Source organism: Bradyrhizobium sp. 164, from assembly GCF_023073715.1.
Taxonomy (GTDB): domain Bacteria; phylum Pseudomonadota; class Alphaproteobacteria; order Rhizobiales; family Xanthobacteraceae; genus Bradyrhizobium.
Genome location: NZ_JADPKA010000110.1, coordinates 1 through 21,843, shown reverse-complemented (window position 1 = coordinate 21,843; position 21,843 = coordinate 1). Strand labels below are relative to the sequence as shown.

The 21,843-nt window shown below is 57.1% G+C and carries 23 protein-coding genes and 2 pseudogenes; 15 read left to right on the top strand and 10 right to left on the bottom strand.

The window, feature by feature from the left end; genetic code table 11:
* Positions 1 to 935: 935 nt before the first annotated feature.
* The 4 genes from IVB01_RS32960 (at position 936) to IVB01_RS32945 (ending at position 5,146) form a co-directional block, all read left to right on the top strand.
* A complete protein-coding gene (locus IVB01_RS32960; RefSeq protein ID WP_346015850.1) occupies positions 936 to 1,238 on the top strand; it encodes a helix-turn-helix transcriptional regulator in 303 nt (100 codons plus the stop codon).
* Complete coding sequence (locus IVB01_RS32955) at positions 1,235 to 2,482, top strand: HipA domain-containing protein (protein WP_247332858.1); 1,248 nt, start codon at positions 1,235 to 1,237, stop codon at positions 2,480 to 2,482. Before IVB01_RS32960 ends, IVB01_RS32955 begins: the two co-directional genes overlap by 4 nt.
* A gap of 683 nt (positions 2,483 to 3,165) precedes the next feature.
* Entirely contained in the window at positions 3,166 to 4,224 is a 1,059-nt protein-coding gene (locus IVB01_RS32950) for an HD domain-containing protein (RefSeq protein WP_247332860.1), read from the top strand.
* Positions 4,208 to 5,146 carry a nucleotidyltransferase domain-containing protein gene (locus IVB01_RS32945; protein ID WP_247307184.1) on the top strand — a complete coding sequence of 313 codons (939 nt, stop codon included), beginning with the start codon at positions 4,208 to 4,210 and terminating at the stop codon, positions 5,144 to 5,146. The genes IVB01_RS32950 and IVB01_RS32945 overlap by 17 nt, the downstream gene beginning before the upstream one ends.
* Positions 5,147 to 5,156: 10 nt before the next feature.
* Here the strand turns inward: IVB01_RS32945 and IVB01_RS32940 are convergent, their stop codons facing one another.
* Positions 5,157 to 5,570 (bottom strand): hypothetical protein, encoded by a 414-nt coding sequence (locus IVB01_RS32940; protein WP_247332868.1) that lies wholly within the window; start codon positions 5,568 to 5,570, stop codon positions 5,157 to 5,159.
* 244 nt (positions 5,571 to 5,814) lie between these two features.
* Here IVB01_RS32940 and IVB01_RS32935 point away from each other — a divergent pair, with 244 nt between their 5' ends.
* From IVB01_RS32935 to IVB01_RS32915, 5 genes and pseudogenes are all read left to right on the top strand, one after another.
* A complete protein-coding gene (locus tag IVB01_RS32935; protein ID WP_247307180.1) occupies positions 5,815 to 6,744 on the top strand; it encodes a TauD/TfdA family dioxygenase in 930 nt (309 codons plus the stop codon).
* Positions 6,745 to 6,775: 31 nt separating this feature from the next.
* Positions 6,776 to 7,810 carry an ABC transporter substrate-binding protein gene (locus IVB01_RS32930; protein WP_247495195.1) on the top strand — a complete coding sequence of 345 codons (1,035 nt, stop codon included), beginning with the start codon at positions 6,776 to 6,778 and terminating at the stop codon, positions 7,808 to 7,810.
* Positions 7,807 to 8,325: pseudogene (locus tag IVB01_RS32925) on the top strand (ATP-binding cassette domain-containing protein); the annotation flags it as partial. The gene IVB01_RS32930 and the pseudogene IVB01_RS32925, both read left to right, overlap by 4 nt.
* 68 nt (positions 8,326 to 8,393) lie before the next feature.
* Complete coding sequence (locus IVB01_RS32920; RefSeq protein ID WP_247495194.1) at positions 8,394 to 8,939, top strand: ABC transporter permease; 546 nt, start codon at positions 8,394 to 8,396, stop codon at positions 8,937 to 8,939.
* A 543-nt stretch (positions 8,940 to 9,482) separates the two neighbouring features.
* Positions 9,483 to 9,713: a hypothetical protein gene (locus tag IVB01_RS32915; protein WP_247332874.1), complete on the top strand. Its 231-nt coding sequence runs from the start codon at positions 9,483 to 9,485 to the stop codon at positions 9,711 to 9,713.
* Between the two features lie 256 nt (positions 9,714 to 9,969).
* Here IVB01_RS32915 and IVB01_RS32910 read toward each other — a convergent pair whose 3' ends face one another.
* A complete protein-coding gene (locus IVB01_RS32910) occupies positions 9,970 to 10,362 on the bottom strand; it encodes an avidin/streptavidin family protein (protein ID WP_247307169.1) in 393 nt (130 codons plus the stop codon).
* A gap of 301 nt (positions 10,363 to 10,663) precedes the next feature.
* Positions 10,664 to 11,065, bottom strand: coding sequence for a DUF3892 domain-containing protein (locus tag IVB01_RS32905; protein WP_247332877.1), 402 nt, complete (start codon positions 11,063 to 11,065; stop codon positions 10,664 to 10,666).
* Positions 11,066 to 11,482: 417 nt separating this feature from the next.
* Between IVB01_RS32905 and IVB01_RS32900 the strand changes: the two genes are divergently transcribed.
* Together IVB01_RS32900 and IVB01_RS32895 are read left to right on the top strand one after the other, a co-directional pair.
* Positions 11,483 to 12,892 carry a hypothetical protein gene (locus IVB01_RS32900; RefSeq protein WP_247307162.1) on the top strand — a complete coding sequence of 470 codons (1,410 nt, stop codon included), beginning with the start codon at positions 11,483 to 11,485 and terminating at the stop codon, positions 12,890 to 12,892.
* Positions 12,893 to 12,907: 15 nt separating this feature from the next.
* A complete protein-coding gene (locus IVB01_RS32895) occupies positions 12,908 to 14,155 on the top strand; it encodes a DUF2235 domain-containing protein (RefSeq protein WP_247495193.1) in 1,248 nt (415 codons plus the stop codon).
* A gap of 161 nt (positions 14,156 to 14,316) precedes the next feature.
* Here the strand turns inward: IVB01_RS32895 and IVB01_RS32890 are convergent, their stop codons facing one another.
* On the bottom strand, positions 14,317 to 14,514 hold the full coding sequence (locus IVB01_RS32890; protein WP_247332881.1) for a hypothetical protein: 198 nt from the start codon (positions 14,512 to 14,514) through the stop codon (positions 14,317 to 14,319).
* 652 nt (positions 14,515 to 15,166) lie between these two features.
* Positions 15,167 to 15,547: a hypothetical protein gene (locus tag IVB01_RS32885; protein ID WP_247307156.1), complete on the bottom strand. Its 381-nt coding sequence runs from the start codon at positions 15,545 to 15,547 to the stop codon at positions 15,167 to 15,169.
* A 174-nt stretch (positions 15,548 to 15,721) separates the two neighbouring features.
* Between IVB01_RS32885 and IVB01_RS32880 the strand changes: the two genes are divergently transcribed.
* A complete protein-coding gene (locus IVB01_RS32880; RefSeq protein ID WP_247307154.1) occupies positions 15,722 to 16,927 on the top strand; it encodes a Fic/DOC family N-terminal domain-containing protein in 1,206 nt (401 codons plus the stop codon).
* A 411-nt stretch (positions 16,928 to 17,338) separates the two neighbouring features.
* Positions 17,339 to 18,211 (top strand): DUF4238 domain-containing protein, encoded by an 873-nt coding sequence (locus IVB01_RS32875; RefSeq protein ID WP_247332883.1) that lies wholly within the window; start codon positions 17,339 to 17,341, stop codon positions 18,209 to 18,211.
* Here IVB01_RS32875 and IVB01_RS32870 read toward each other — a convergent pair.
* Together IVB01_RS32870 and IVB01_RS32865 are read right to left on the bottom strand one after the other, a co-directional pair.
* Entirely contained in the window at positions 18,200 to 18,421 is a 222-nt protein-coding gene (locus IVB01_RS32870; RefSeq protein ID WP_247332885.1) for a hypothetical protein, read from the bottom strand. The genes IVB01_RS32875 and IVB01_RS32870 overlap by 12 nt on opposite strands.
* A 154-nt stretch (positions 18,422 to 18,575) precedes the next feature.
* Positions 18,576 to 19,373: a hypothetical protein gene (locus IVB01_RS32865; protein ID WP_247495192.1), complete on the bottom strand. Its 798-nt coding sequence runs from the start codon at positions 19,371 to 19,373 to the stop codon at positions 18,576 to 18,578.
* 90 nt (positions 19,374 to 19,463) lie between these two features.
* Between IVB01_RS32865 and IVB01_RS32860 the strand changes: the two genes are divergently transcribed.
* Complete coding sequence (locus tag IVB01_RS32860) at positions 19,464 to 19,646, top strand: hypothetical protein (protein WP_247332889.1); 183 nt, start codon at positions 19,464 to 19,466, stop codon at positions 19,644 to 19,646.
* A gap of 95 nt (positions 19,647 to 19,741) precedes the next feature.
* Here the strand turns inward: IVB01_RS32860 and IVB01_RS32855 are convergent, their stop codons facing one another.
* The 3 genes from IVB01_RS32855 to IVB01_RS32850 all read right to left on the bottom strand — a co-directional run bounded on the left by IVB01_RS32855 (position 19,742) and on the right by IVB01_RS32850 (position 21,305).
* Complete coding sequence (locus IVB01_RS32855; RefSeq protein ID WP_247495191.1) at positions 19,742 to 20,131, bottom strand: hypothetical protein; 390 nt, start codon at positions 20,129 to 20,131, stop codon at positions 19,742 to 19,744.
* A gap of 493 nt (positions 20,132 to 20,624) precedes the next feature.
* Positions 20,625 to 20,747, bottom strand: coding sequence for a hypothetical protein (locus tag IVB01_RS35545; RefSeq protein ID WP_256464883.1), 123 nt, complete (start codon positions 20,745 to 20,747; stop codon positions 20,625 to 20,627).
* A gap of 195 nt (positions 20,748 to 20,942) precedes the next feature.
* Complete coding sequence (locus tag IVB01_RS32850) at positions 20,943 to 21,305, bottom strand: hypothetical protein (RefSeq protein WP_247332892.1); 363 nt, start codon at positions 21,303 to 21,305, stop codon at positions 20,943 to 20,945.
* Between the two features lie 189 nt (positions 21,306 to 21,494).
* On the opposite strand from IVB01_RS32850, the pseudogene IVB01_RS32845 reads away from it, so the two are divergent.
* Positions 21,495 to 21,749, top strand: a pseudogene (locus tag IVB01_RS32845) (transposase); the annotation flags it as partial.
* Positions 21,750 to 21,843: the final 94 nt, after the last annotated feature.

Below are 21,843 nucleotides of genomic sequence, written 5' to 3'. Positions count from 1 at the left end.
GTCCGGATTGCGTCGCCATTGCTCGAGCGCTCCAGGCGTACGCCGGATGATCGCGGCGACCTCCAGTGCCGTCAAATTGGAGCTGCCCGGCAGCTTATCGAAATCGAACGTCGCTGGCGGCGGCATGCCACGGTTCTTGCGTTTCACATCACGCGACATTTTCCTATTACCTCGCAACCCAAATACATCGATCCGAGTGATTTCGTCCTCGTCGCCCGTGTCTTCGACTGAACGAGGCAAAAAGATATTGGGCTTCCTTAGCAAGGAAGGAAGCTAGAGCTGGGGTAGGGCTGCCGGGTGGCTATGGCGTACAAATAGGACGAATACCCGTTAATCTGTGGGGCTTTCGCACGCACAAGCCGAGCACGGATTTATGGGGGGACAACAACCTGCCGTCACACTGCGCCGTACCAAAAGCACAATGCAACGATGGCGAACCTACTGTGGATGAGCGCATGCAGCCATCGTTCGCGCCTCCAATGAATGATTCTCTGGAAGAGCGACAACAACGCGTTCGCTCCAGACTAACAACGGCCTGTCGCTCCATCTTGGAACCGGCTCCGCCACGAGGGTAGCGTCAATGGCGGAGTTGATGAGATCGGTGACCAGATTGTCTCTCGTCCCGTCGACCAGATGTGTCTCGACAGGCGTAACGATGCCGGTGGTCGAGGTAGCCCGAAGACACCACCAGCCGAGAGGAAGGCGTGAACGCCGATAGCCAATCGACCGCTCTCGCCGCGGGAGTGGGTCTTAAGCGGCTTCCGCATCACCGAAGATCCGTCGCGTGCGGCATCGGAAATCCACTGCCCTAAATGATACGTTTACGGATCTTTGTTATAAAAAAGATACATAAACGGAACATAATGGCTTGACGCTAATGCCTGGGGGGGTATGTATACGTATCTTTGTTTGAACAAAAGGTACGAGTACAGCTCATGGAGCGCGGTTCGGAGACCACCTTCCAGCTAGGGCGCCTCCTCCGGGATGCCAGGAAACAAGCGGGTCTGACTCAAGAGCAGGTGGCCGAACGCGCCGGGATTTCCAGGCCTCGTTACCGTGATATCGAGCAGGGCGCGGCCGCCGCGCGTGCCACGACCCTGATCAACGTCGCCCGCGCGCTGGGTATGGAGTTGATGCTGATCCCACAAGCAATGGTCCCGGGCGTCAATGCTCTGCTTCGCCCTTCCGACGACGAAGACCGGCCGGCCTTCACAACCGATCGGGACGATGATCAATGAGTGTCCAGGTCCGCGCCCCCAAAACCATCCAATCGCTCGACGTGTTCCTTCAAAAGCTACAGGTCGGAACGCTGGTACGCACCCCGGGCGATTTCAACGCCTTCAGCCTCGATCCAGCCTATCGAGCCATGGCGAGGCCTCCCATCTTGAGTCTTTCCTTGCGCTCTGTCGACGGTGGCCTTCGCAAAGATCCGAAGCCCGCGGCGCACGTCTTGCCGGCATTCTTTGCGAACATGTTGCCTGAGGACAGGCTCCGCGAGGCAATGGAGAAGCACCACGCAGGAGCGGTGAGGCCGGGTAACGATTTCGACCTGCTGGCTGCGCTTGGCACGGACTTGCCGGGCGCCGTGCGCGTCGTGCCGAGCGACGGCACCACCACGAGAGCTGCTCAAGACGATCTGCATGCGATCAAAGCCCGCTTTTCTCTGGCCGGAGTTCAGATGAAGCTCTCTGTGATGAAGAACACGGGCAGGGCAGGCGGACTAACCTTGTCCATCGGCGACGAGCAGGGCCAATACATTGCGAAATTCCCTTCAACCAATCTTGTCGGATTGTCGGAAAATGAGTTCGCCATCCTGGCACTCTCGGAGGCCATCGGTATGGATGTGCCTCAACGAGAGCTTGTTGAAAAATCCGATTTCGAGGAAATACCCGAAGAGTTCAACACCCTCTCAACCGGTAAGGTTCTGTTGGTGAAGCGTTTCGATAGGGGCCCCGAAGGCAGTCGGATACATATCGAAGACTTTGCTCAGGTTTTCGGCCGGCAACCATCCAAAAAGTACGACGACGCTTCATACCACGATATCGCCTCCGCACTGAATGTTGCGGTGTCGACAGATGCCGCACTCGAATTTGTTCGCCGCCTGGCTCTTGCCGCGCTTGTCGGGAACGGAGACATGCACTTGAAAAATTGGTCCGCGATCTATCCGGGCGACGGTTGCACTCCGGCCATCGCCCCAGTGTACGACGTGCTGTCGACCACGGCCTATTTTCCAAAGGACGACATGGCGCTGTCATTGGGAGGCGAGAAGTCCTTCAAGGCACTTACTCCGGATCGTTGGCGGAAGTTTGCCAACCGGGCGCGGCTACCGGATCCCGCCGTCATCTCGGCCGTCAAGCAAGTCGTTTCATCGGTGAACGATCTTTGGTGGAAGCTTCCTGAGCGGGATGTTGTTCCGACGGCTGTCCTCGAAAAGATCGATGGAAAAATCCGCGAGATGAGCTTGGTTCTGGATCCGAGGTAAGTCTCAAATCTTTTTTGCCCTTAAGGTTCGCGAGCATTGCTGAGTTGGAAAGGCTGGCCATTATTTCAATATTCCCGCGCAACTAGCGACATCGCGCGTGACGCGGAATGATGCCGCTGCCAGATACCGTATTGTGCTGCGGCGCGGACGCCTACGCTCCGTGCGTGTTCGGTCGCTCCTCATAAAGCATGCGCGCGCGCCGTTGACGCATTTCATGGCAAAACCGCGATCAAGCGCGAGCTCTAAAGCGCAAATTCAGTATAGATCGCCCACATCAGTGCGCGGCAAGCCGAGCTAAAACAGAAGTATGCAGCGCTGACTGCCAAAATCGAGTTTTGACAGAACCTGGCTGTGCCCGGATCCCTTTCTCCGCCACATCCACCGCGGCATCCGAGGTCAGCCGACAAGGTCTCTCGGTCGATCTAAGCCAGACGAACGTGTGTCAGTTGGAGCCGCCACTTACCTCGGACCTGAGCACAGGCCAGCGTTGATCCTTGCGCGAAAAGATAGTCTCCGAGTGCATCCGGGCGGTTGACGACGAGCTGGGGAGTGCCGATCTTCAGAGAGATGGTCGCGAGAGTCGCCGATGGGGAATTTTACTTTGACCGACGCGCCGACATGCTAAAATACCATCCGAACAGATCGGATGCTAAGTGATACAAAGTTCATTTCCTTCGGCGCATATGAGTGCCGACGATCTCCACGCCTATGATTTCTCAAATCCCATGGATTTGAAATCCTGGGGCGTGGAGGATCCGTTCCTGCTTGAGATAGTTTCCACGCCAGCATTCCAGCGTCTTCGTTCCATCAGGTTCCTCGGGGGTATCGATTACGTTCTCGTGCAAAATCCGAATGGCGTTTGGGGCAATACGCGCTACACGCGCTACCAGCATAGTTTAGGTGTCGCGCGGCTCAGTCTCATGTACAGCCGCGCCTGCGGATTACCCGATCATGACCGACGACTTATCTTCGCGGCTGCCGCTCTGCATGACGTGGGCCACGCGCCGCTCTCGCACTCCCTGGAGCCGGTCTTCAAGGAGCTGTTTGAAATCGATCATCATGAAGCCACGAAGGACATTATCAGGGGTCGCGTTTCCATTGGTCAATCACTTTCGCAGACTTTGCGAACTTACGGAATAGATGCCGACAGAGTGATCGCCCTCATCTCGGGGCAAGATGCCAGCTACCACGGCTTCTTCTCTGGTCCGATCAATTTTGACACGATCGAAGGAATTCTTAGAACGAGAGCATATACGAGGCCCTCGATTAGTCCCTTGGCCCCCGAGCTCGTTGTCGCTGCCGCAGTAAACAGGTCTAGCGCCGCCGACCGGCAAACGGTCGATCAATTCTGGTTATACAAGGATCAGATCTATACGCATGTCATCAATTCGAAGGCAGGTGTATTGGCTGATCTGGCTTGCCAGGTTTTCATGAGGCAGCACTTGGCTGACATTGAACGGGAGGATTATTTCTCTACTGAGGATGCCATCTTCAGAAAGTTGCCTGGGCTCCGCAACTTGCTGAGAAGTAGGAATTTTGACGAGTTGGTTACCAGGTCCGTTAGCGGAACTATCGGAGTTACGATAAGAAGATTCTTCGTGGACCAGAATAGCGATTTCTTTGAGCGAGACGATAAAAAGCGCTATTTGCAAACACGGAGATCCGCGGCGCTGCAAGTCGACCTTCATGAAATGAAGGAAGTGCACGAAATGGGAGATCTGTTTGGTGACCGAGGCGATTGAACGAGCAAAGCATTATTCCGAGAAACAACTTGAAAAGTTGCGGAGCAATATCAAAGATCTGGTGCCCTCGGACGAAATGGTTTTCGTTAACGGCTCCTATGCGCGGCGGGAAGCTTCAGAGGGATCTGATATCGACTTCTATGTCGTAACCACCGGGCCGAAACCGGAGGAAACGCCCGATTGGGTACACAAGGTAAAATCCGAAATTGAACGGGTTGTGCCGATTGAACCCGCGGAGGATGGGGCTTTCGCAAAAATCGAGCCGCGAGAAACCCTTCTGCACAATATCGGCGGGGAAAACGACAGCAACCAGAACATCACGCGGCGCATGCTCCTCCTGCTGGAAGGCGAATGGCTGTTCAACGATGCCGGGCTCAAGAGCGTTCGTAGATCGATCCTAGAGCGATATATAGCCGACACCATCACCGATCATCAGCTCGCGCTGTTTTTGCTCAACGACATTGTTCGTTATTATCGGACCATGGCCGTGGATTACGAGTTCAAGACCGTCGAGGGTCCGAAGAAGAAGCCCTGGGGCATTAGAAATATAAAGCTCATTTTTTCCCGCAAGCTGCTTTACGCCGGCGGCTTGTTCAGCGTTGCGGCGACTGCCGATCTCCGGCGCGATAAGAAGATAGAGGAGCTCGAGAAGCTGTTCAACATGACTGTCATCGATCGTTTGCTCGACATCTGCGGTAAGCACGATTGTCGGCAGGTCTTGAGGAGTTACGACCGATTTCTGAACCAACTGGAGAAACCTGAAATTCGTGAGCATCTTAAGGGGCTCACCAAAGAGCAGCGGGATGACCCGGTTTTTCGTGATCTGAAGAATGAAGGGCACCACTTCACGCGCGAGCTGCTCAAGTTGTTTGAGCGAACCTTCGATTCAACTCATCCCATCAGGCGCGCGATCATCTTCTAACGGTGTTGAGCTAGAAGTCTGAGCTGTTGGGGGCAATCGCGTACGATGAGCTCACGAACAAAAAGCCGTCGATGGGCTGGCTGGTGAGCGTCAGCTCTGGCGATGAAATGAATTTGCTTTGTTGTGTGGCGGGCCAGCACGAACCGCGTGAGATGGCCATCCATCGCAGACGACTGCGTGCGCGCGCACGAGACACAGCATAGATTGAGGTGCTTCCGCGCGTCATTCGGTCCGATTTTGTGGTCCGCGAAGCAGTCGAAATTGCGGTCACGATTGCAAATCTTTCAGCGGTTGGGTCACGGGCGAGGCGATCATTGCCTTGCAGCAAAAACAAAGCTGATTTCGTTTCATTGACTGGATTGCGATCGCTTTTACGATCTGCGGTGTCCAAACGAGGTCGTTCATCATGCGGCAATCCGATCAAATCTGCGTCCTTCGCAAAGCGTTGCAGCCGGCTTCGGCTCTGAACGCGCTGCGCTGTGCAGACGCGACGACGGAGAGCTGTATCACCGCGCATCGGCTACAGCGGCCTGTTCGCCGACCGCCGGAGCGCATCGCGGTCCACTAGGATCGAAGCCAGAAAATAACTCCATCCCTAACTCCGCTGTTGCTCGGGCGACCAGCGCGCGGCGGAGCTTTGTTCAGACATCCCAATCGAGAGCACAATCATGAGCAATATTACCATCATCGACAACGTCATTCCCCGTGCGGACATCGTCAAGCGCGCGGCCCGGCTCGGAGCCGAAATCAAGAACGTCAGATTGTCAGGGGATCTCCCCGACGACGTTGTTCGTGCCATCAATCAGGTGCTGCTCGAGCACAAGGTCATCTTCTTCCGCGATCAGGCACATCTGGATGACGCGGAGCAGGAGCGCTTCGCCGTCAGGCTCGGCAAGCTGGTGCCACATCCGACCGTGGGCGCAACCAAGGGAACGTCATCGATTCTGGAGCTGGATTCGGAGCGCGGCGGCGGTCGCGCGGACCAATGGCACACGGACGTGACGTTCGTCGATGCTTATCCGAAGATCTCTGTGCTGCGAGGCGTTGTGATTCCGGCCTTCGGCGGCGACACAGTGTGGTCGAACACCGCGGCGGCGTATCTCGATCTACCGGCCCCCTTGCGCAAGCTCGCTGAGGAGCTTTGGGCGGTTCACAGCAATGCCTATGACTACGCGGTGAGGACCCGCGCGAGTGAGGCGGACAGGAAGCATTTCGAGGAAGTCTTCACCGGCACGATCTATGAGACCGAGCATCCGGTGGTGCGGGTTCATCCGGAGACCGGCGAGCGGACGCTGGTGCTCGGCAACTTCGTCCAGCGTTTCGTCGGCCTGCCGAAATATGACGGGCAGAAGTTGTTCGACCTGTTCCAGTCCCACATCACGGCGCCGGAAAACACCGTGCGATGGAGCTGGAAAGCCGGTGACGTCGCGATCTGGGACAATCGCGCGACCCAGCACTATGCGGTCAACGACTACGGTGATCAGCACCGGGTGGTCCGCCGCGCCACGATCGATGGCGACGTTCCGCTCAGCGTCGATGGCCGCCGCAGCGTGACCCGCATCAAGACATCGAAGCCGCAGGCGGCGAAGGCCGCCTGATCCGATCCGAGCAACCACCAGGATGCATGCAATGATCAAATTCCTTCGTGCGGGGCACGACGCCGCGCGGCTTCTGCTCGCAGGTGCATTGAGCCTTGGCCTGATGGCCCCGGCTTTCGCTGAGCCACCGCTTGAGAAGACCGAGATCCGCTACCAGGGTTGGGTCGGGCAGGTGACGTTCATCGAGCTTGCCGAGGACCTCGGCTATCTCGCGCCGCTGAAGCTCAAATGGGTCGGCAACACCATCAGCGGGCCGCAGGATATCCAGGCTGTCGTGACCGGCGATATCGACATCGGGGACGCCTTCTATGGCGCGATCCTCAAGCTGATCTCGGCGCGGGCACCGATCAAGGCCGTCGTCGGCTACTACGCCTCGGACGCCAACACTTACCAAGGCTACTACGTCAAGGACGACAGCCCGATCAAGACGGCGCGAGACCTGATTGGCAAGAAGGTGGCCGTCAATACGCTGGGCGCCCACTTGGAGTTCGTCCTTCGCGAATATCTGGCGCGGAACGGCCTTAGCGCAAGCGAGGCCAAGCAGGTCACCCTGGTCGCGGTGCCGCCCGTCACGGGCGAGCAGGCGCTGCGTCAGGGACAGGTCGAGGTGAGCACGCTGAGCGGCATCTTGCGCGACAAAGCTCTGGAGCGCGGCGGAATCCACGCGCTCTTCAACGACACTGATCTATTCGGTCAATTCACCGGCGGTTCCTACGTGCTGCGGGAGAAGTTCATCAAGGACAATCCCGAAGCATCCCGCAAGCTCGTGGAGGGCGTCTCCCGCGCCATCGGATGGGCACACACAGCACCGGCTGAGGAGGTGAGGGCGCGGTTCGAGCGGATCATCGCAGATCGCAAGCGCAATGAAGACGGCTCCTCGATCAAATACTGGAAGAGCACGGGCGTTGCGGCCAAAGGCGGCATGATCTCGGATGCCGAGATCCAGGTGTGGATCGACTGGCTTGTGAAGGATGGCTTGTTCAAGCCGGGTCAGATCAAGGCGTCAGATACCTATACCAACGCGTTCAACTATTTCCGTCCTGGGAAGACCGCGGAGGCCAGATGACCACGTCCAAAATCCGCTTCGAGCATGTGCGCAAGGAATTCCTTGTCCGCGGCAAGGATGGCAGGCCGGCGCAGGGCTTCACAGCTCTGGATGACATCACGCTGGACGCCCGTGCCGGCGAATTCCTGGCGCTGGTGGGACCGAGCGGCTGCGGCAAGTCGACCCTGCTGGACCTGCTCGGCGGCCTCACCCGGCCGAGCAGCGGACGGATCCTGCTCGACGGCAAAGTGATCGAGGGGCCTGCGCGCGATCGGGGCATCGTGTTTCAGCAATACGCGTTGTTTCCGTGGCGTACGGCCGCACAGAATGTCGAGTTTGGGCTCGACATCGCTGGTTTAAAGACAAAGGAGCGGCGCGAACGCGCGCTGCATTACCTCGACCTGGTCGGGCTATCCGGCTTCGCCGACCGGTACCCCCACGAGCTCTCCGGTGGCATGAAGCAGCGCGTCGCCATCGCGCGAAGTCTCGCCTACGATCCCGAGGTCCTGCTGATGGATGAGCCCTTTGCTGCATTGCTGGAGAGCTCTATGATGATGTCTCCGCGAGCCTGCTACGGGCCTTGAGCGGCTTCCTGATATCAGTCGTGCTGATCGTGCCACTTGGTCTCGCTGTCGGTTGGTATTCGCGCCTCGGCAATCTCCTGAACCAGTTCATCGAGATCTGCCGGAACACGGCCCCGCTCGCGCTGTTGCCGGTGTTCATCTTGCTGCTCGGCATCGGCCAGATGTCGAAGATCACCATGGTGATCTATAGCTGCGCTTGGCCGCTTCTCCTCAACACCGTCGCGGCTGTAAAGCAGGTGGATCCGCTCCTCATCAAATCGGCGCGAACCATGGGGGCTACGCCGCAGCAACTCTTCCGCAAAGTTATTCTTCCCGCCGCGTTTCCGACCATCTTTGTCGGCATCCGCCTTGCGAGCGCGTCCGCGATGCTGGTCTTAGTGGCGTCCGAGATGGTCGGGGCGAAGGCTGGCCTTGGCTACCTCATCATCAACAGCCAGTACAGCTTCCTGATCCCTCAGATGTATTTCGGTATCTTGGGTATCACCGTGATCGGCCTCGCGTTGAATGCCATGCTTCAAGGTCTGGAGCGGCACCTCATGCGATGGAAGCCACAGGCAGCAGCCTGAAGCACCACCGATCGCTATTTCGTGCCAATCATGATCGCCCCAAGCCAGCGCGGAGGGCACATCTGCGCCGGCCGGATTATTTGAACTTGATGCCGTCGCGTCGTGCTGGTGTTCGACGGCAGACCCGCAGGCATCTGGAAAGCGGTGCGTGCAGCCGGTGTCATTCATGCGTGCCACAGGGATTTCCGCGGTACCTGGAGCGCCAGTCCGGCGGTTCGGGGTGCCTGATATACGTGTGATCGGTGTTGTGTATCGGCGGTACAGTCGGCTGCCTGATCGTGGCTGTCCCTCCTGCCGTTGAACAATCTCCGAGCTTAAGACGATGTCCCGAGAAAGTGCAGGACCTATCTCACACGTCGAGCAGCGTCGCCCAGAGGGCTTTGAAAATAAACTCGCTCCAAACAGGCTTATCAATCCTTGTCCTGGTCCACCTGATTCTTTCAGTTTAACGAAAAGGTGCCAATGTTTCGAATAGACATCTGACTGTAGCGTTTTCGTCAGCCTCATGGTCCATCATGGTGTCACCATTGGGAGATCTCGAAAATGCTTGATGCCGCCACAACTGCGCTTCTACGATCCGTCCTCGATGAGGTCTGTGCGAGCCTTCCCCGCGATGAGACCGGCGCTCGCGCTCACGTTGCCGCAAAGATCTTAGAGGCGGCCAATACAGGTGAGAAAGCCCGCGAGCGTCTGAAGCACATCGCTCGTGAGGCTCTGTCAGGAACGACTAGAAATGTCAGAGCTGAAAGCAAGAATGTTGTGCAGGTGATCTGATGTATGGTCTGCAGCAGACCAGCGTTCACGGAAGGCAGCCGGACCGCCGAATACGATCGCTGAGCTCTGATAGGTCGGCGCGGATCGGCGTTATGCTCAAGCTCTTCTTCTTCGAGATGTGAGTAGACCCAAGTTTGACGCGTCGGCGCGGCACTGGCGCTCATGCGCCGGACTGAGCCAGCCGCGCTGCTTCGGAGCGCGGACCCTCTGAGAGCAGTTCAGCTCTCGTCCGCCTGGTTTGCTTTAGGGTGGAAAACTACCATACGCGCCTGAATATATCCGCGCCCTTCAGCTTGCGGGGCTTGCCTTTGCTGTCAACGTAGAAAAGCGTCCATGACGTTGGCATCTGCGATCCCTTGATTGTACCCACCCAGCTAGTGAAGGAATTGCACTGGGCAAAAGTGACAACAAAATACAAGCCGGTTGGACTAACCGATCCCGATGCAGGATACGGTATGCCCTGGCAGGCGAAACCTTGGGCATGGTTTGTGAAGGTCCCTTGTAGTACCCCGCCATTGGTAGACCAAACAAACAGTTCAGAGCCGCGTTCATTTTTCCAGTAAGAGGGGGCAGGAAGCCCTTGCGCCATGGCCTCGGCGGAGAGCAATACGGATTGAACGAGCAACAAAAATCCTAGAAGTTTCTTCATATTGAAGCTCCCAAACAGACGTGGAACACCGTGCAGTCTGGTACAACCTGAGGTCACGTTCGCTGCTCATATCGTGCATTCGACAACAGAATGCGGCGCGCATGCCCCAACTCACGCTGGATCGCGGCGCAGGGCTCAGTTGAGTCCCACACTCTTACTTGCCACATGGTTTCCGGCGATGACTGCCCCGCACTCGGCTCATTGACGTTTGCGCCGAATGAGTTTTGATCGCGAGTTGGAGAGCGACTTTGGCCCGGACTTTTCGTCAAGGCATCGATTGCGTGTCTATACTGCGGCTGAGTTAGGCCGAACAGTCGTCGAGGGCGAGAAGATTGTCGTTCCAGACCCCATCGGCATAAGTCTGAATGAATTTACGTCCCGAGGGGCTTTTTCGCACGGCAACCCAGGCCGTCGAATTGCCGTTTTGCGTATAGAACCGGTGGTACTTGTTCTCGATAGAATGGACGACGTTCTCCACCTTGTCCCGCCATCGTCCTCCTTCGGGCTTGGGTCCACCCACCTCCGTGATGTGTTCATGCTGGCTCATGCGGTTCGGCTTGCGAACACAATCAATACGGTAAGTCGCCATAGTCTTAGTTTCCTTCCAACCAAGAATATATTCGGCGCGATCAAGCCCTGTGTCGGTACGTGAGGGGCTTACCGGAGCTCCTGCGAATGCGTCGCGCACGTCCTTGATCGTCAATTCAGGTGCCAGCGGCAATACCGAGAACGCGATGGCGGCTGGGGTGCCACGCAATGCTTTCAGTACTGCGTGATCCGATTTGCATCGCTAACACAACGCGATGCAGATATTCGGCAAAAAATCTCTTCTGGTCGCCGCGAATCACTATCGAACTGGTATTACGCAGCACGGAAGCCAATTGCTTACCGCGATCAGCAATGTGCGGCGCCAGTCGTGCCCGCTAGTGTCGAAGCTATGGTGAGGCCTTTACTCGACTCCATCGACAGAATTCCTGAGCTTGCGGCTAGAGCTCTAGAGATTTAGCGGCAACAATTGATGGCTTTAGTCGGGGAGAAAGAAGCTGAAACATGTAAGTTGGCTTGCGCGGCTTCTACAATCACCGGTAAATGATGATGTTTTGCTTGCCGGTGAAAATAAATGGCTCAATCCCGTATCCTTGCTGTTTACGTCGCGCTAACGGTTCTGTTTCTCTCTGCGCCGGCGAGAGGGCAGCAGGCTCAGCCGGCACAGGGTGACGGACAGAGCCCTGCGCAGTCAGCGGGCGCTAACGCCCCTCAGATCGCGCCGAGCGATCCGCAGAAGCAATGTGTCAAGCCCGGAGAGTTCGCTGTAGAACTTCGATCTGGTCGCAATCCTGTAGGCTCCCCAATCGTCCTGGCCACGAACTTCTTGCCCACCGACCAGCGGGTCGATGTCGGCGTGCGCGCGCCGTTTGTCGATGGTGTGCGCTATTTCGCGGGCATCGACTACGGAGACGAGACCTATCTTTTTAAGCGGCAAGACGTCGTCACCCACCGCGCGACGGAGACGGACGCCTTAGTCAAGAAGCATCTGCTCGAGCCCGATCAGACCATCGTCACATTGAATATGGGCGACGATCTGGCCTGGTTTTGGAGTAGGGTCGATCTCTATCTCTACACCTGCAACAGCCCAGTCGGTCAGTCGCCCTGGCGTGTATCATCCGTAAGCGTCCGCCTCAGTCCGTACTGGTTCAGCATTGGGACCGTCCTTGTCGAGGTGCTGGTTCTCTACCTCTGGATAGCCTTTGCACTCCGCAAGAAGGATCACACGTTGGGATCTTTCTTGCGCGCGTTGAACCCCGCACAGGTCTCCGCGGGCCCGGACGGCAAAGGAAGTCTGTCGACCTTCCAGACACTGGCTTTCTCTCTGGCGGTTGCTGCCCTGATTTCGCTGCTTCTCCTTCAGACCGGAACGTTGGTTGATCTGTCCGGATCGATCCTGACGCTCTTGGGCATTAGCGGCATTGGCGCAACCATAGCAAAGGGCACTGACAGCCAACGGAACACGTTGTCGGCAGACAATCGGGCATGGCTCCTGCGCCGCAATTGGCTTCCGATGGCAAAGACGTCAGTCGATCCGTCGAATGCGAGCTGGCGTGACTTCTTCTCCACTGACGGTGTCTTCGATGTGTACCGCTACCAAAGCTTTATATTCGGGCTGGTCGTGATCGGTGGGCTGATCGCGGCGGGCGTAAACCAGCTTTCGACCTTCGTCGTTCCGGACACGATCCTGGGCATCGTCGGACTTAGCCAGCTCGTCTACATCGGCGGCAAGCTGGTGACACCGACGAACATTTCCGACCTCAATGCGGCCATTGCCAGTCTCCGCTCTGAAGAGCAGAAGCTCAAGGCCGCCGCGATCGCCGCTAAGCAGGGGCAGGTGATAAGCCTGGCAGAGGCGATCCCGCTCGTGGGCCAAAGCACCTACGACGCATACCGTCAGAAAGCCAGGGATGTAGCCGCCATCTTCACCGATGCGACCGGCATTACCGTCGCAGATGCATCCCTCGAACCTCTCGTCACATGATAAAGGCAGACTGACATGGCTAAGAACATCTTGGTGTTCGCGGACGGCACGGGCAACGAAGGCGGTCTCCTGCCTGACGAGAGCCGCACGAACGTCTATAAGCTCTACCGAGCAACGCGTACCGGGCCGGATTCGATCATCGACCCAAAGAGGCAATTAGCACTCTACATTCCCGGTATTGGGACGCCTGTGCCTGGACACACCAACGCTTGGGGCAGGTTGAAAGAGACTGTCCAGCAGATGTTCGGATTCGGCATCACGAAGAAGATCATCGATTGCTATGTCGCGATTATCGGCGTCTGGGAGCCTGAAGATCGTATCTACCTGTTCGGCTTCAGCCGCGGCGCCTATACGGCGAGGTGCCTCGCGCACGTACTCGAGCTCTGCGGTATTCCGACGAAGGAGCGGGACGGTCAGCCGATCAGTCTTGATCCGGCTTCGTTGAGGAAAGTTGCCAAGGAGGCAGTCTCCTCGATCTACTGGCTTGGAATGCCAAGGGCAGCCGCGGAGGCCGACAAGCGGGCGGCGCAGTTTCGCAATGCCTACAGCTCACAGGTCGGACGTCGTGCAGGGGCTTCCGCCTATTTTATCGGAATTTGGGACGCTGTCGCCGCGATCGGTTGGCAACGCTTCTTTCCAGACTGGGCTTACGATCGACATTTTCCATCCGATATCCAGTACGCCCGGCATCTGCAATCAATCGATGAGGGCCGGAGGGACTTCAAGCGGGTACCCTGGGGTGGAAGCGGTACCGTGAAGTGGCCGGAGCGACAGGGTGAGCCCGAGCAGTTCGACCAGATCTGGTTTGCCGGCAATCACGCCGACATCGGTGGAAGCTATCCCGAGAACGAATCTCGCCTGTCTGACATCACGCTTGCCTGGATGGTGGAATTCATCACCCAGAAGATTCCGGAGACCGGTCGCGTCTTGGTCGATAGAGACCTATTAAGATTATATCCGTCGGCGGACGGCATGATGCACGATGAATGCATGATGGGTATGGGTGGCAACGCGCTCAAATGGTCAAAGGCGGTGCGCCAGGTGCCCGACACAGCGCAACTTCACCCAACCGTCTATGAGCGGCTAGCAATGAAGGCGGTGCGCAATTTTACGAGCTTCGCACCGTACCGGCCCGTCGCCTTGCAGAACCATCTTAAGGCCAAGACATACTACCAGGCTGATAGCAGCGGAGGCGGCGATACGGTCGCAACCAGCCTCGAGAAGAAGCCGGAACCTACCGCGAGTGGCACTTTGCCCAGTTGATTCGAGCGCATGCTGACCTGCATTTCCGGATGGCGATCGAATGCGACCGCCTTGAATCGTCCCTGGCCAAGAGAAAGATAAAGGAAAATGCTGCCACAGCACAGTCGGGGTCCGATATTCCAGCCCCACAAACGTAAATCGCGTTGTTCGGCGAGGACGACTTAGCTCGCCACTCGATGTCTGCGGGAGGCGACATAGTCGATCTCAGCCCGGCTGACGGCGAAATTCATCAATTCCCGATCGCTCAAATCTGACAAAGAGGCGCGCATTGTCTGGCGCTCGCGACGCGCCCTATAAACACCAGAATACTTGGAGATGATCGAGGAAAGAACCGATGCCAATGTCGCGTAGGCCGCCATTCGGCATCTCCAATCGACCCAAATAGCAAGGGCAGGACTATTAAGTCCCGTCTTGAGGTAAGTCTGCATTCCCGCGCAAGCTCGCTCAAGCTTTCTCCCCGCTCGTGCAGGGTGTTTCTTGGCCTCATTGAGCAGCTTTTACGCGCAGTTTTCTGTTTTGCCGCGGAGAATCATCTCCAGATCAGAAGAAGCTGACGGAGCGCGCCGAACCCTGGATAAGTTCGATCTGCGGGAGTGCAGTCAGCGGACACTTGCTCGACCGAGTCGCGCTCTCGTGTTCTCACCCTTTGATGGGAATGGAATTCTGTTCGAAGAGGAGATGTCAGCTGGATCGAGCATAAAATGAAAGTGCCTGTTTGTAGAGTGTCACGCCTGGAGCAGGACCGGTTCAAATGACGCAGCTCCTGAGCCCTGTACTCAGCGGGGGGTTACTACGAGTGCAAGCCCATCCCGACATCGGACCGATGTTGCCTTTGCTGTTGTTCAGCGGAGCCGGCGATATTGCTATCGCTCGTAGTGGCCATCTGCTCGCCTGAGAATCTTGGCTGCGCTTTCGCAATAGTGCCGTAGACCTAGAAGAGAAAGACCAGAGCGGAACGACGGTGGAGGCCGCGTTTCTATCTCATCCGGCAGACGAATAGGCGCGAGGCGACTACGAGAACGAGGCCCAGCAGCCGTCTTCCTCGTGACCGCCTGTTCTCCGATTGCAGGTATCATCGAGGAGCCGCTGCCCCACCTTCTTCCAGATCAACTCGGGACCGTATAGCCGCAAGGCGTCAACCTTCTGAATTTCGACCGTGCGCCCGCATCGGCGGCAGTCGACGCGCAACACGTGCCGGTTGATCTCACAGAGGCGCCGAGCCTCGGCCGAGCTGGGGGCGGGCCGCGCGTCGGCGGCAGCTTGGTCCAAAATCGCCTGCCAGTATTCCGGCGGCATCGGATCTGCCGGACCGACCGCAGGCGATATCGAGGCGGTCTTGCCGGCTTGGGGAGCGGCAGCAGCCAACTTGTCCATTTGTTTTCGGGTCGGCATGCGCCAACTCGCGGGTCTTTCGGAGGCCATCGGCGATTAGAACATATAACGAACATCGCAGTCGACTCGGAACCTGTAAAGCCAAAACAAGCAGGTCCGCGATCGCAGCATGCTATGGTTTTTCTAAAAAAACCAAAATATAACTAGAAAAGCTTGGACTTGGTATGGGTTCCCATGAAGCGCAGTGATCTCAGCCACACGATCCGCGAGACCCTTAAGAGGTTGCCCCCGCCCTACGATTCCCATTATGGGATCGTCCCGCCGGCGCCTCCGGAAGACGGCGTCTTCGCCCCTGGAGCGACCAAAACCCTTGAAGCTGCTCAAGCGGCTTTCGGGAAGGTCGACGCCATCGCGGCCCAGATGAAGGACCCCTACATCGTCAGCCGGGTCCTGACCAGACGTGAGGCGGTCAGCTCCTCATCAATCGAAGGTACCCAGAGCACCCTCGACGAATTGCTGTCCGTTGAGGAGACCGGCGATGATGGCGCCCGGGACGAAGCGCGCCAAGTCCGCAACTACGCCGTTGCCTTGGATGGCTTCATCCCGAGGGCCGCCAAGCACGGCTACAGCGTCTTCACGATGGACCTGATCAGTGATCTCCATCGCGCTGTGATGAAGGACGATCCCGACTACCAGGATGTTCCCGGCGACCTCCGCTCCCGCGTCGTGTGGATCGGCGGAAATAAGGACATCGCGTATTCAAGTCTCAACCCTCCGCCCCCCGCCGATGTCCCGGGCTGCCTCGCCCAAACGGTTGATTACCTTCGCAACGAAGGGATGCAGCAGATGACGCAAGGGTTCATCACGCGCATGGCGATCGCCCACACCCATTTCGAGGCGGTACACCCATTCCGCGACGGCAACGGTCGCGTCGGTCGCCTTTTACTTCCGCTGATGATGGCGGCGGAGAAGCATGTGCCTCTGTACCTATCGCCTTACATCGAAAGCAAAAAGGGTACGTACTACGCCTCGCTGAAGCACGCGCAACAACGGCTTGACTGGGAGCCCATCATCACATTCATGGCCGACGCTATAGCCGGTACCGTCGAAGAACTGATCCGAACCAGGACGGCGCTGTCGGAATTATCTGAGCGCTGGAGGCAGCGACGAAAATTCCGAAAGGGCTCGGCCGCGTTGCGAACCTTGGACGAACTTCACAACTATCCAGTGGTGACCGCGAAGCGACTTGGACAACTCCTCGATGTCTCCCCTGCACAGATAAATCAGGGCATCGCACAATTGCAAGAAGCCGGCATTCTGCAAGAGAGGACCGGATACGCGCGCAACCGCGTCTACGCCGCTCCGGAAGCTCTCGCCATCATCAACCGTCCGTTCGGCGAAGAGCCCATCCTTACCGAGACCGATTTCGACGAAACTTGATCCGACCGAGATCTCGGCTGGTACGAAGCGGCCTCGATCAGACCTGCGCTTGCGTATCCGATGGTCATCATGATCATCGGCACTTATGCCGTTCGATGCGTCATCATCATACTGGCGATGATCATCGCATGGCGATCATCGGTATCGTGAACCAGGCCGGCAGAGGACCGGCAGCAGCAGCAGAGTTCTTCAGGCCCGGACATCGACATTGCGCACAATGGCAGCGTGGCGTGATTTTGCGCAGCGACGACACCTCGTTGCGCCGTCCTTCAATATGTCGGACGCAGCACGAGGCGCTCGCCAACTAGCCTTGCAAGATAACCGCTCGGTTGAGAAGATGCGACAGTCGACAATCGCGACGGAAGTCAGGTCAGGGCGTTGGGGTGTCACAATGTCGGGCGAATCGCTGCGGTGTCGATCACAAGAAATAACCACTACGTCCCGCAATGGTATCAACAGGGGTTCTTTGAGCCTGGGTGCTCGTCGCTTGCCTACGTCGACACGACACCTGATCGGAAGGTCCTGGCGGACGGCCGCGTGATTACTCAAAGGGGCGCGTGGGACAGTACGCCGACCTCATTGGCATTTCGCCAGAAGGACTTGTATTCGACCTTTTTCGGAACGTCCGTCAATGACGAAATTGAGCGCCGCTTATTCGGCGATGTCGACGCCAGGGGCTCGCAAGCGGTTCGCGCCTTCATAGGCACAGACATTGGCGAATGGCACGACCATTTCCAAGACTTCTTCGAGTTTCTCGATATCCAGAAACTCCGTACGCCGAAGGGCTTGGACTGGCTCAAGGCCCAATATCCCAATCTCACGCAGAACGAACTGATGTTCGAGATGCAGGGCATCTGCATGCTGCACTGCGCGATCTGGGTCGGAGGCGTGCCCGAGATTGTCTCTGCCGAAGACTCCGACGTGAAGTTCATTACTAGCGACCACCCCGTGACGATCTACAACCACGCGGTCCCTCCCACGGATGGCGCGTGCGCGTACCCGCTTGATCCCGGAATAGCGCTGCGGGGTTCGCAGACGCTTTACCCGATGGATCGCGACCACTGTTTGATCCTCACGAATCTGGAGTACGCAAAGGACCCGAGGACTGACCCCCTCCAGAAGAGGACCTTTGCGCGCAACTACCGGCAGTCCATAACCAAGATCGACTCGTTGATCCGCGAGCGGAGGCTTACCGCGCAGGAAGTTGCGGAAATCAATTTCATCGTCAAAAAGCGTGCGCGCCGCTATATCGGCGGTGGGCGCAAGGAATGGCTATACACTTAGCAGCGAAGGTCGCACACCAGCATCTTCACCAATGAAATTGAAGCGATTGCCGATATTCGTTTCCCGAATTCGCGCTAGAAAAAAGCTCTCGAATCCAGCCGCGTCGATTTCGTCCATCAATTGAAAATCTTCGTCGGCCGGGCCGACAATATGGAAAATCATTCTTTGGATGGAAATTCCGCTTAGTACACTGTCGTCCAAAAGGCCCATTCATGTCCCCCGTCAGATGCCGCGAAGCAGCAGGACGGAAGTAGCAGAAACTTCGCCACTCAACTAACGTGAAGCGAAGAACATAAAGAGAACGATCCGGCCCGTCAAGTCGTTTTGCGGGGGCGGCAGAGCCGCCCCTCGATCTAAAGTCTTATCACCGCCGAGTAGTCTTGGCCTTCTGAACCGTAGAAACGATTACGTTGGGCAGACTAACCCTGAGGTCAGCAATCTGTTGCTGAACCCTCGCCAACCCCGCAGCATCAGCACCACGCGCATCAATGGTTACGTTGACTGGCGCGCTAACTGATGCTCCCGGCATCACTCCGTTAGGCAGAACCTGCAAGCCCTTCGGCAGATTGACTAGCTCCGGCCCTTTCTCGCCAACAATTGACCAACCGCCCGGTGCGTTGTCCGTGCCGTCTGCAAACATTGGGAACGAAAGACCGCCAGTACCTGCACCAAGTCCGCTAGAGCATGTTGGAGCGCTACCACCGCCGCCAGTGCCGAACAGCCCTAGCAATCCCCCACCGGTCGTACCGCCGAACGCCTTTGACCAAAGGTTGTCGATTGCCATTGACATCAGCTTGTCGGCAATCTTGTTCAGCGCGTTTACACCGGCCGGCTGGAAGGAAGACCAAAACGAGTTGCTCGCCTGCATAGCGTGCGTTAGGTCTGTCGCGAATCCGGTAATGTCCTGTCGGGCTGCCCTCATATGCAACGACCATTCAACGCTAGACTTGCGCCAACGTTCGTCGAACTCTGCCGCCTTATCTATTGTCTCGTCACTGATAACTACCCCGGCGTCTTGCGCCGCATTCCTGATGCTGTCCAAGCCGTGTGCGGCTTGCTCTAGAAACGGAATCCATTCCTTGGTAAAGCCAAGCATCTGCGCAATTGCGATTTGATCTTGTGGGGTCTGAGCCCTGCGCACAAGGTCGCCTGCAGTCGTCAACAGTTGCGTCTCAGTCAGTAGCTGACCGTTGGCATTTTTGATGCTAAGTCCGTTCTCCTGCTAGAAGCCCCGTTTCAATCAGGAGCCTCCATGCCAAAGAAAACCAAGAAGATTACCCGCCGTGAATGGACCGCAGCGGACGTGAAAGAGTTGCGCGCCCATTCAAAGGCGAAAACACCTGTGACAAAAATCTCGAAGCAGACCAAGCGAAGCGTGCCCTCTTTACGGATGAAGGCATCAAGCCTCGGAATTGGACTCGGTCACCAACGTTGACTCGTCGCTGTTTCGTTCTCTCCGATCAAGATGTTCGCGGAAGGTTTTTCCTACTGCCGGAAAGAGATTTCCGACAATGAACCAATCGCGAACATCTATCGCTTTGTGCGTGGGTTTTGGCGCACCGTCGCAGCGCTTTCCGCATTTGCGGATGCCAGCGCATCAACGCGTGCGCTTAGTGCGCCTAACTGATCCGACATCAGCTTGCGATTACTGCCTTCCGATGCAATTTTTCGCTGGATGTCCGCTATCCGGTCCACAAGACTTTGCTGGCTCGACTGAAGATCTTTTACCGTTTGCTCAAGAGCTGCTACCGCACGATTTGTCTGTTCGACGCCAGAATCTTGGCGAGTAGCAGTCGCTGCCTGCAGGGCCTCAATTCTGTTATTCATCCAAACGAAGCCGCCTCCGGCCAGCACAACAACCAGCGTGACGACGAGCCAAGGCAAGACCGGCCGGTTGGAATTAACGGACTCTGTCATCATCACTCCTTCGGATAGCATTACGACCATCCAACGCACGGAATCTGACATAGTTGCGGCGGCTGATCCATTTCTAGGATGTTGCTTGCCGCTTCATGGGCAAACTATATCGATGACTCCAAACCATGTTCTCCTTGTCGCCATACTCTTCCCAGAGCGCCGCTAACTCTTCCTGAGACTTAAAGCGGAAGAAGCCGCATGCGGCGTCACCGCGAAGCCAAGCCTGCGCGTTAGCGCTCAGAGCCTGTCGCTTATTCAGCGCCCTTTTTCTTGGTGCCATGCATCACCGCCGATTAGCAGGCAACGCTGGCGGACGGCCGGAAGCCGCTTCACCGATATCAAGGCCAAGTTCTCGAAATAAACGGGCCATGCCGATACGGCTATCCCGCTCGATCGCAACGGCCGGGTGCGCCCGTGGGCTGCCGAACCGGTCCTGATACGTCATACCTTCTTTGGCAATAACCTTCCGGGCGTCTTCCGCGCGGTCGTAGGCTTCTCAAGCCTTGGTTAGAAGAATGATGTGGTGCGGCTCGAATTCGTATTCCGCGACGCCGCCGCTGAAGAATGCTGCCGCATCCTTGCTAAGGTGCTTGGGTGGTTTGTAGGTCTGTGTAGCCATTGTTGCCTTTCTAAAATTTTTGATTTGAACGGGGTCACCGTCCGTAAAAGTTTTCCCATGGGCCGATTAGAGCCCTTAACGCTGTGAGGACTCGACGCCCCCTAGCCCTATCCCGAACGGGCCAGTTAAGACTGTCTGGCTTCGCCGATTTCCTTGCGCGTTAGCCCGACGTACGCGATGCTACCGCTTGGTTCGTCAGGGCCGCCAAGGTCGCAGATTAAAAGCCGCAACTGCGCCTGAAAGATCGCTCGCTTTCTTACGGCATTCAGATGTCCTTAGCTTGACATCATCACGGTTGTTTTCGTGGAGACGTCTCTCGAAATGCATTCCGGCCGCATGCAGCACGCCAGCGCCTATCTCGATTGCGATGGCCAGGGCGGTTATAAAGAACTCGCCAGAGGCAAAGTGATATATTCCAAATCCGAGAGCGGCAGCTTCGAACCCGAACATGATGTATCCTAAAGCCTTTAGCGGTCCCAACGCTTCACTGTTGACATTTGTCCGCTTGATATCATTTGCCAGACGTTTCAGTTGGCGTGCGTGGTCCGCGACCCTCATGGCAGCTGTCCGTTGAGCGTACGTTCATGGGGCGGCTCTTCACCTTCCACAACTATCTCTATGGTGGAATCCTCTTTGGCCTTGATCCTCAGTTCGGATATCACCGCCTCGTTGAATTTGCTTACAAGTGAGCTGCTGCCGGTTTGATGGACACCGAGATTAGGTGTTTCATGAAGCCGGAGGTGGGCGATGAAGAGACGGAAGTTCAGTCGCGAGTTCAAGATCGAGGCGGTCAAGCTTGTTAGGGAGCGTGGGGTGTCGGTGGCGCAGGCCGGGCGCGACCTGGATGTTCATGAGAACGTTCTGCGCAAATGGGTGAAAGAGTTCGGCTCCGATCCGGTGCAGGCCTTTCCCGGCCACGGGCAGATGAAGCCGGAGCAGCAGGAGATCGAGCGGTTGCGCCGTGAGGTCGCCAGGTTGAAGGCCGAGCGGGATATCCTAAAAAACTGTCCAGCGTTGTGGCGCGCCTGCGCGGGGTAGAAACAGCCTTGTGCTATCTTCTTGGCTAGGAGGGTAGCGGCCGTCAGCTTATTGGAGG

Bases quoted from the DNA above. Each gene is read 5' to 3' on its own strand.
- IVB01_RS32960 (WP_346015850.1), top strand. From the start codon at position 936: ATGGAGCGCGGTTCGGAGACCACCTTCCAGCTAGGGCGCCTCCTCCGG.
- IVB01_RS32955 (WP_247332858.1), top strand. From the start codon at position 1,235: ATGAGTGTCCAGGTCCGCGCCCCCAAAACCATCCAATCGCTCGACGTG.
- IVB01_RS32950 (WP_247332860.1), top strand. From the start codon at position 3,166: ATGAGTGCCGACGATCTCCACGCCTATGATTTCTCAAATCCCATGGAT.
- IVB01_RS32935 (WP_247307180.1), top strand. From the start codon at position 5,815: ATGAGCAATATTACCATCATCGACAACGTCATTCCCCGTGCGGACATC.
- IVB01_RS32930 (WP_247495195.1), top strand. From the start codon at position 6,776: ATGATCAAATTCCTTCGTGCGGGGCACGACGCCGCGCGGCTTCTGCTC.
- IVB01_RS32915 (WP_247332874.1), top strand. From the start codon at position 9,483: ATGCTTGATGCCGCCACAACTGCGCTTCTACGATCCGTCCTCGATGAG.
- IVB01_RS32910 (WP_247307169.1), bottom strand. From the start codon at position 10,362: ATGAAGAAACTTCTAGGATTTTTGTTGCTCGTTCAATCCGTATTGCTC.
- IVB01_RS32900 (WP_247307162.1), top strand. From the start codon at position 11,483: ATGGCTCAATCCCGTATCCTTGCTGTTTACGTCGCGCTAACGGTTCTG.
- IVB01_RS32895 (WP_247495193.1), top strand. From the start codon at position 12,908: ATGGCTAAGAACATCTTGGTGTTCGCGGACGGCACGGGCAACGAAGGC.
- IVB01_RS32890 (WP_247332881.1), bottom strand. From the start codon at position 14,514: ATGGCGGCCTACGCGACATTGGCATCGGTTCTTTCCTCGATCATCTCC.
- IVB01_RS32885 (WP_247307156.1), bottom strand. From the start codon at position 15,547: ATGCCGACCCGAAAACAAATGGACAAGTTGGCTGCTGCCGCTCCCCAA.
- IVB01_RS32880 (WP_247307154.1), top strand. From the start codon at position 15,722: ATGAAGCGCAGTGATCTCAGCCACACGATCCGCGAGACCCTTAAGAGG.
- IVB01_RS32870 (WP_247332885.1), bottom strand. From the start codon at position 18,421: ATGGGCCTTTTGGACGACAGTGTACTAAGCGGAATTTCCATCCAAAGA.
- IVB01_RS32860 (WP_247332889.1), top strand. From the start codon at position 19,464: ATGCCAAAGAAAACCAAGAAGATTACCCGCCGTGAATGGACCGCAGCG.
- IVB01_RS32855 (WP_247495191.1), bottom strand. From the start codon at position 20,131: ATGATGACAGAGTCCGTTAATTCCAACCGGCCGGTCTTGCCTTGGCTC.
- IVB01_RS35545 (WP_256464883.1), bottom strand. From the start codon at position 20,747: ATGGCTACACAGACCTACAAACCACCCAAGCACCTTAGCAAGGATGCG.
- IVB01_RS32850 (WP_247332892.1), bottom strand. From the start codon at position 21,305: ATGAGGGTCGCGGACCACGCACGCCAACTGAAACGTCTGGCAAATGAT.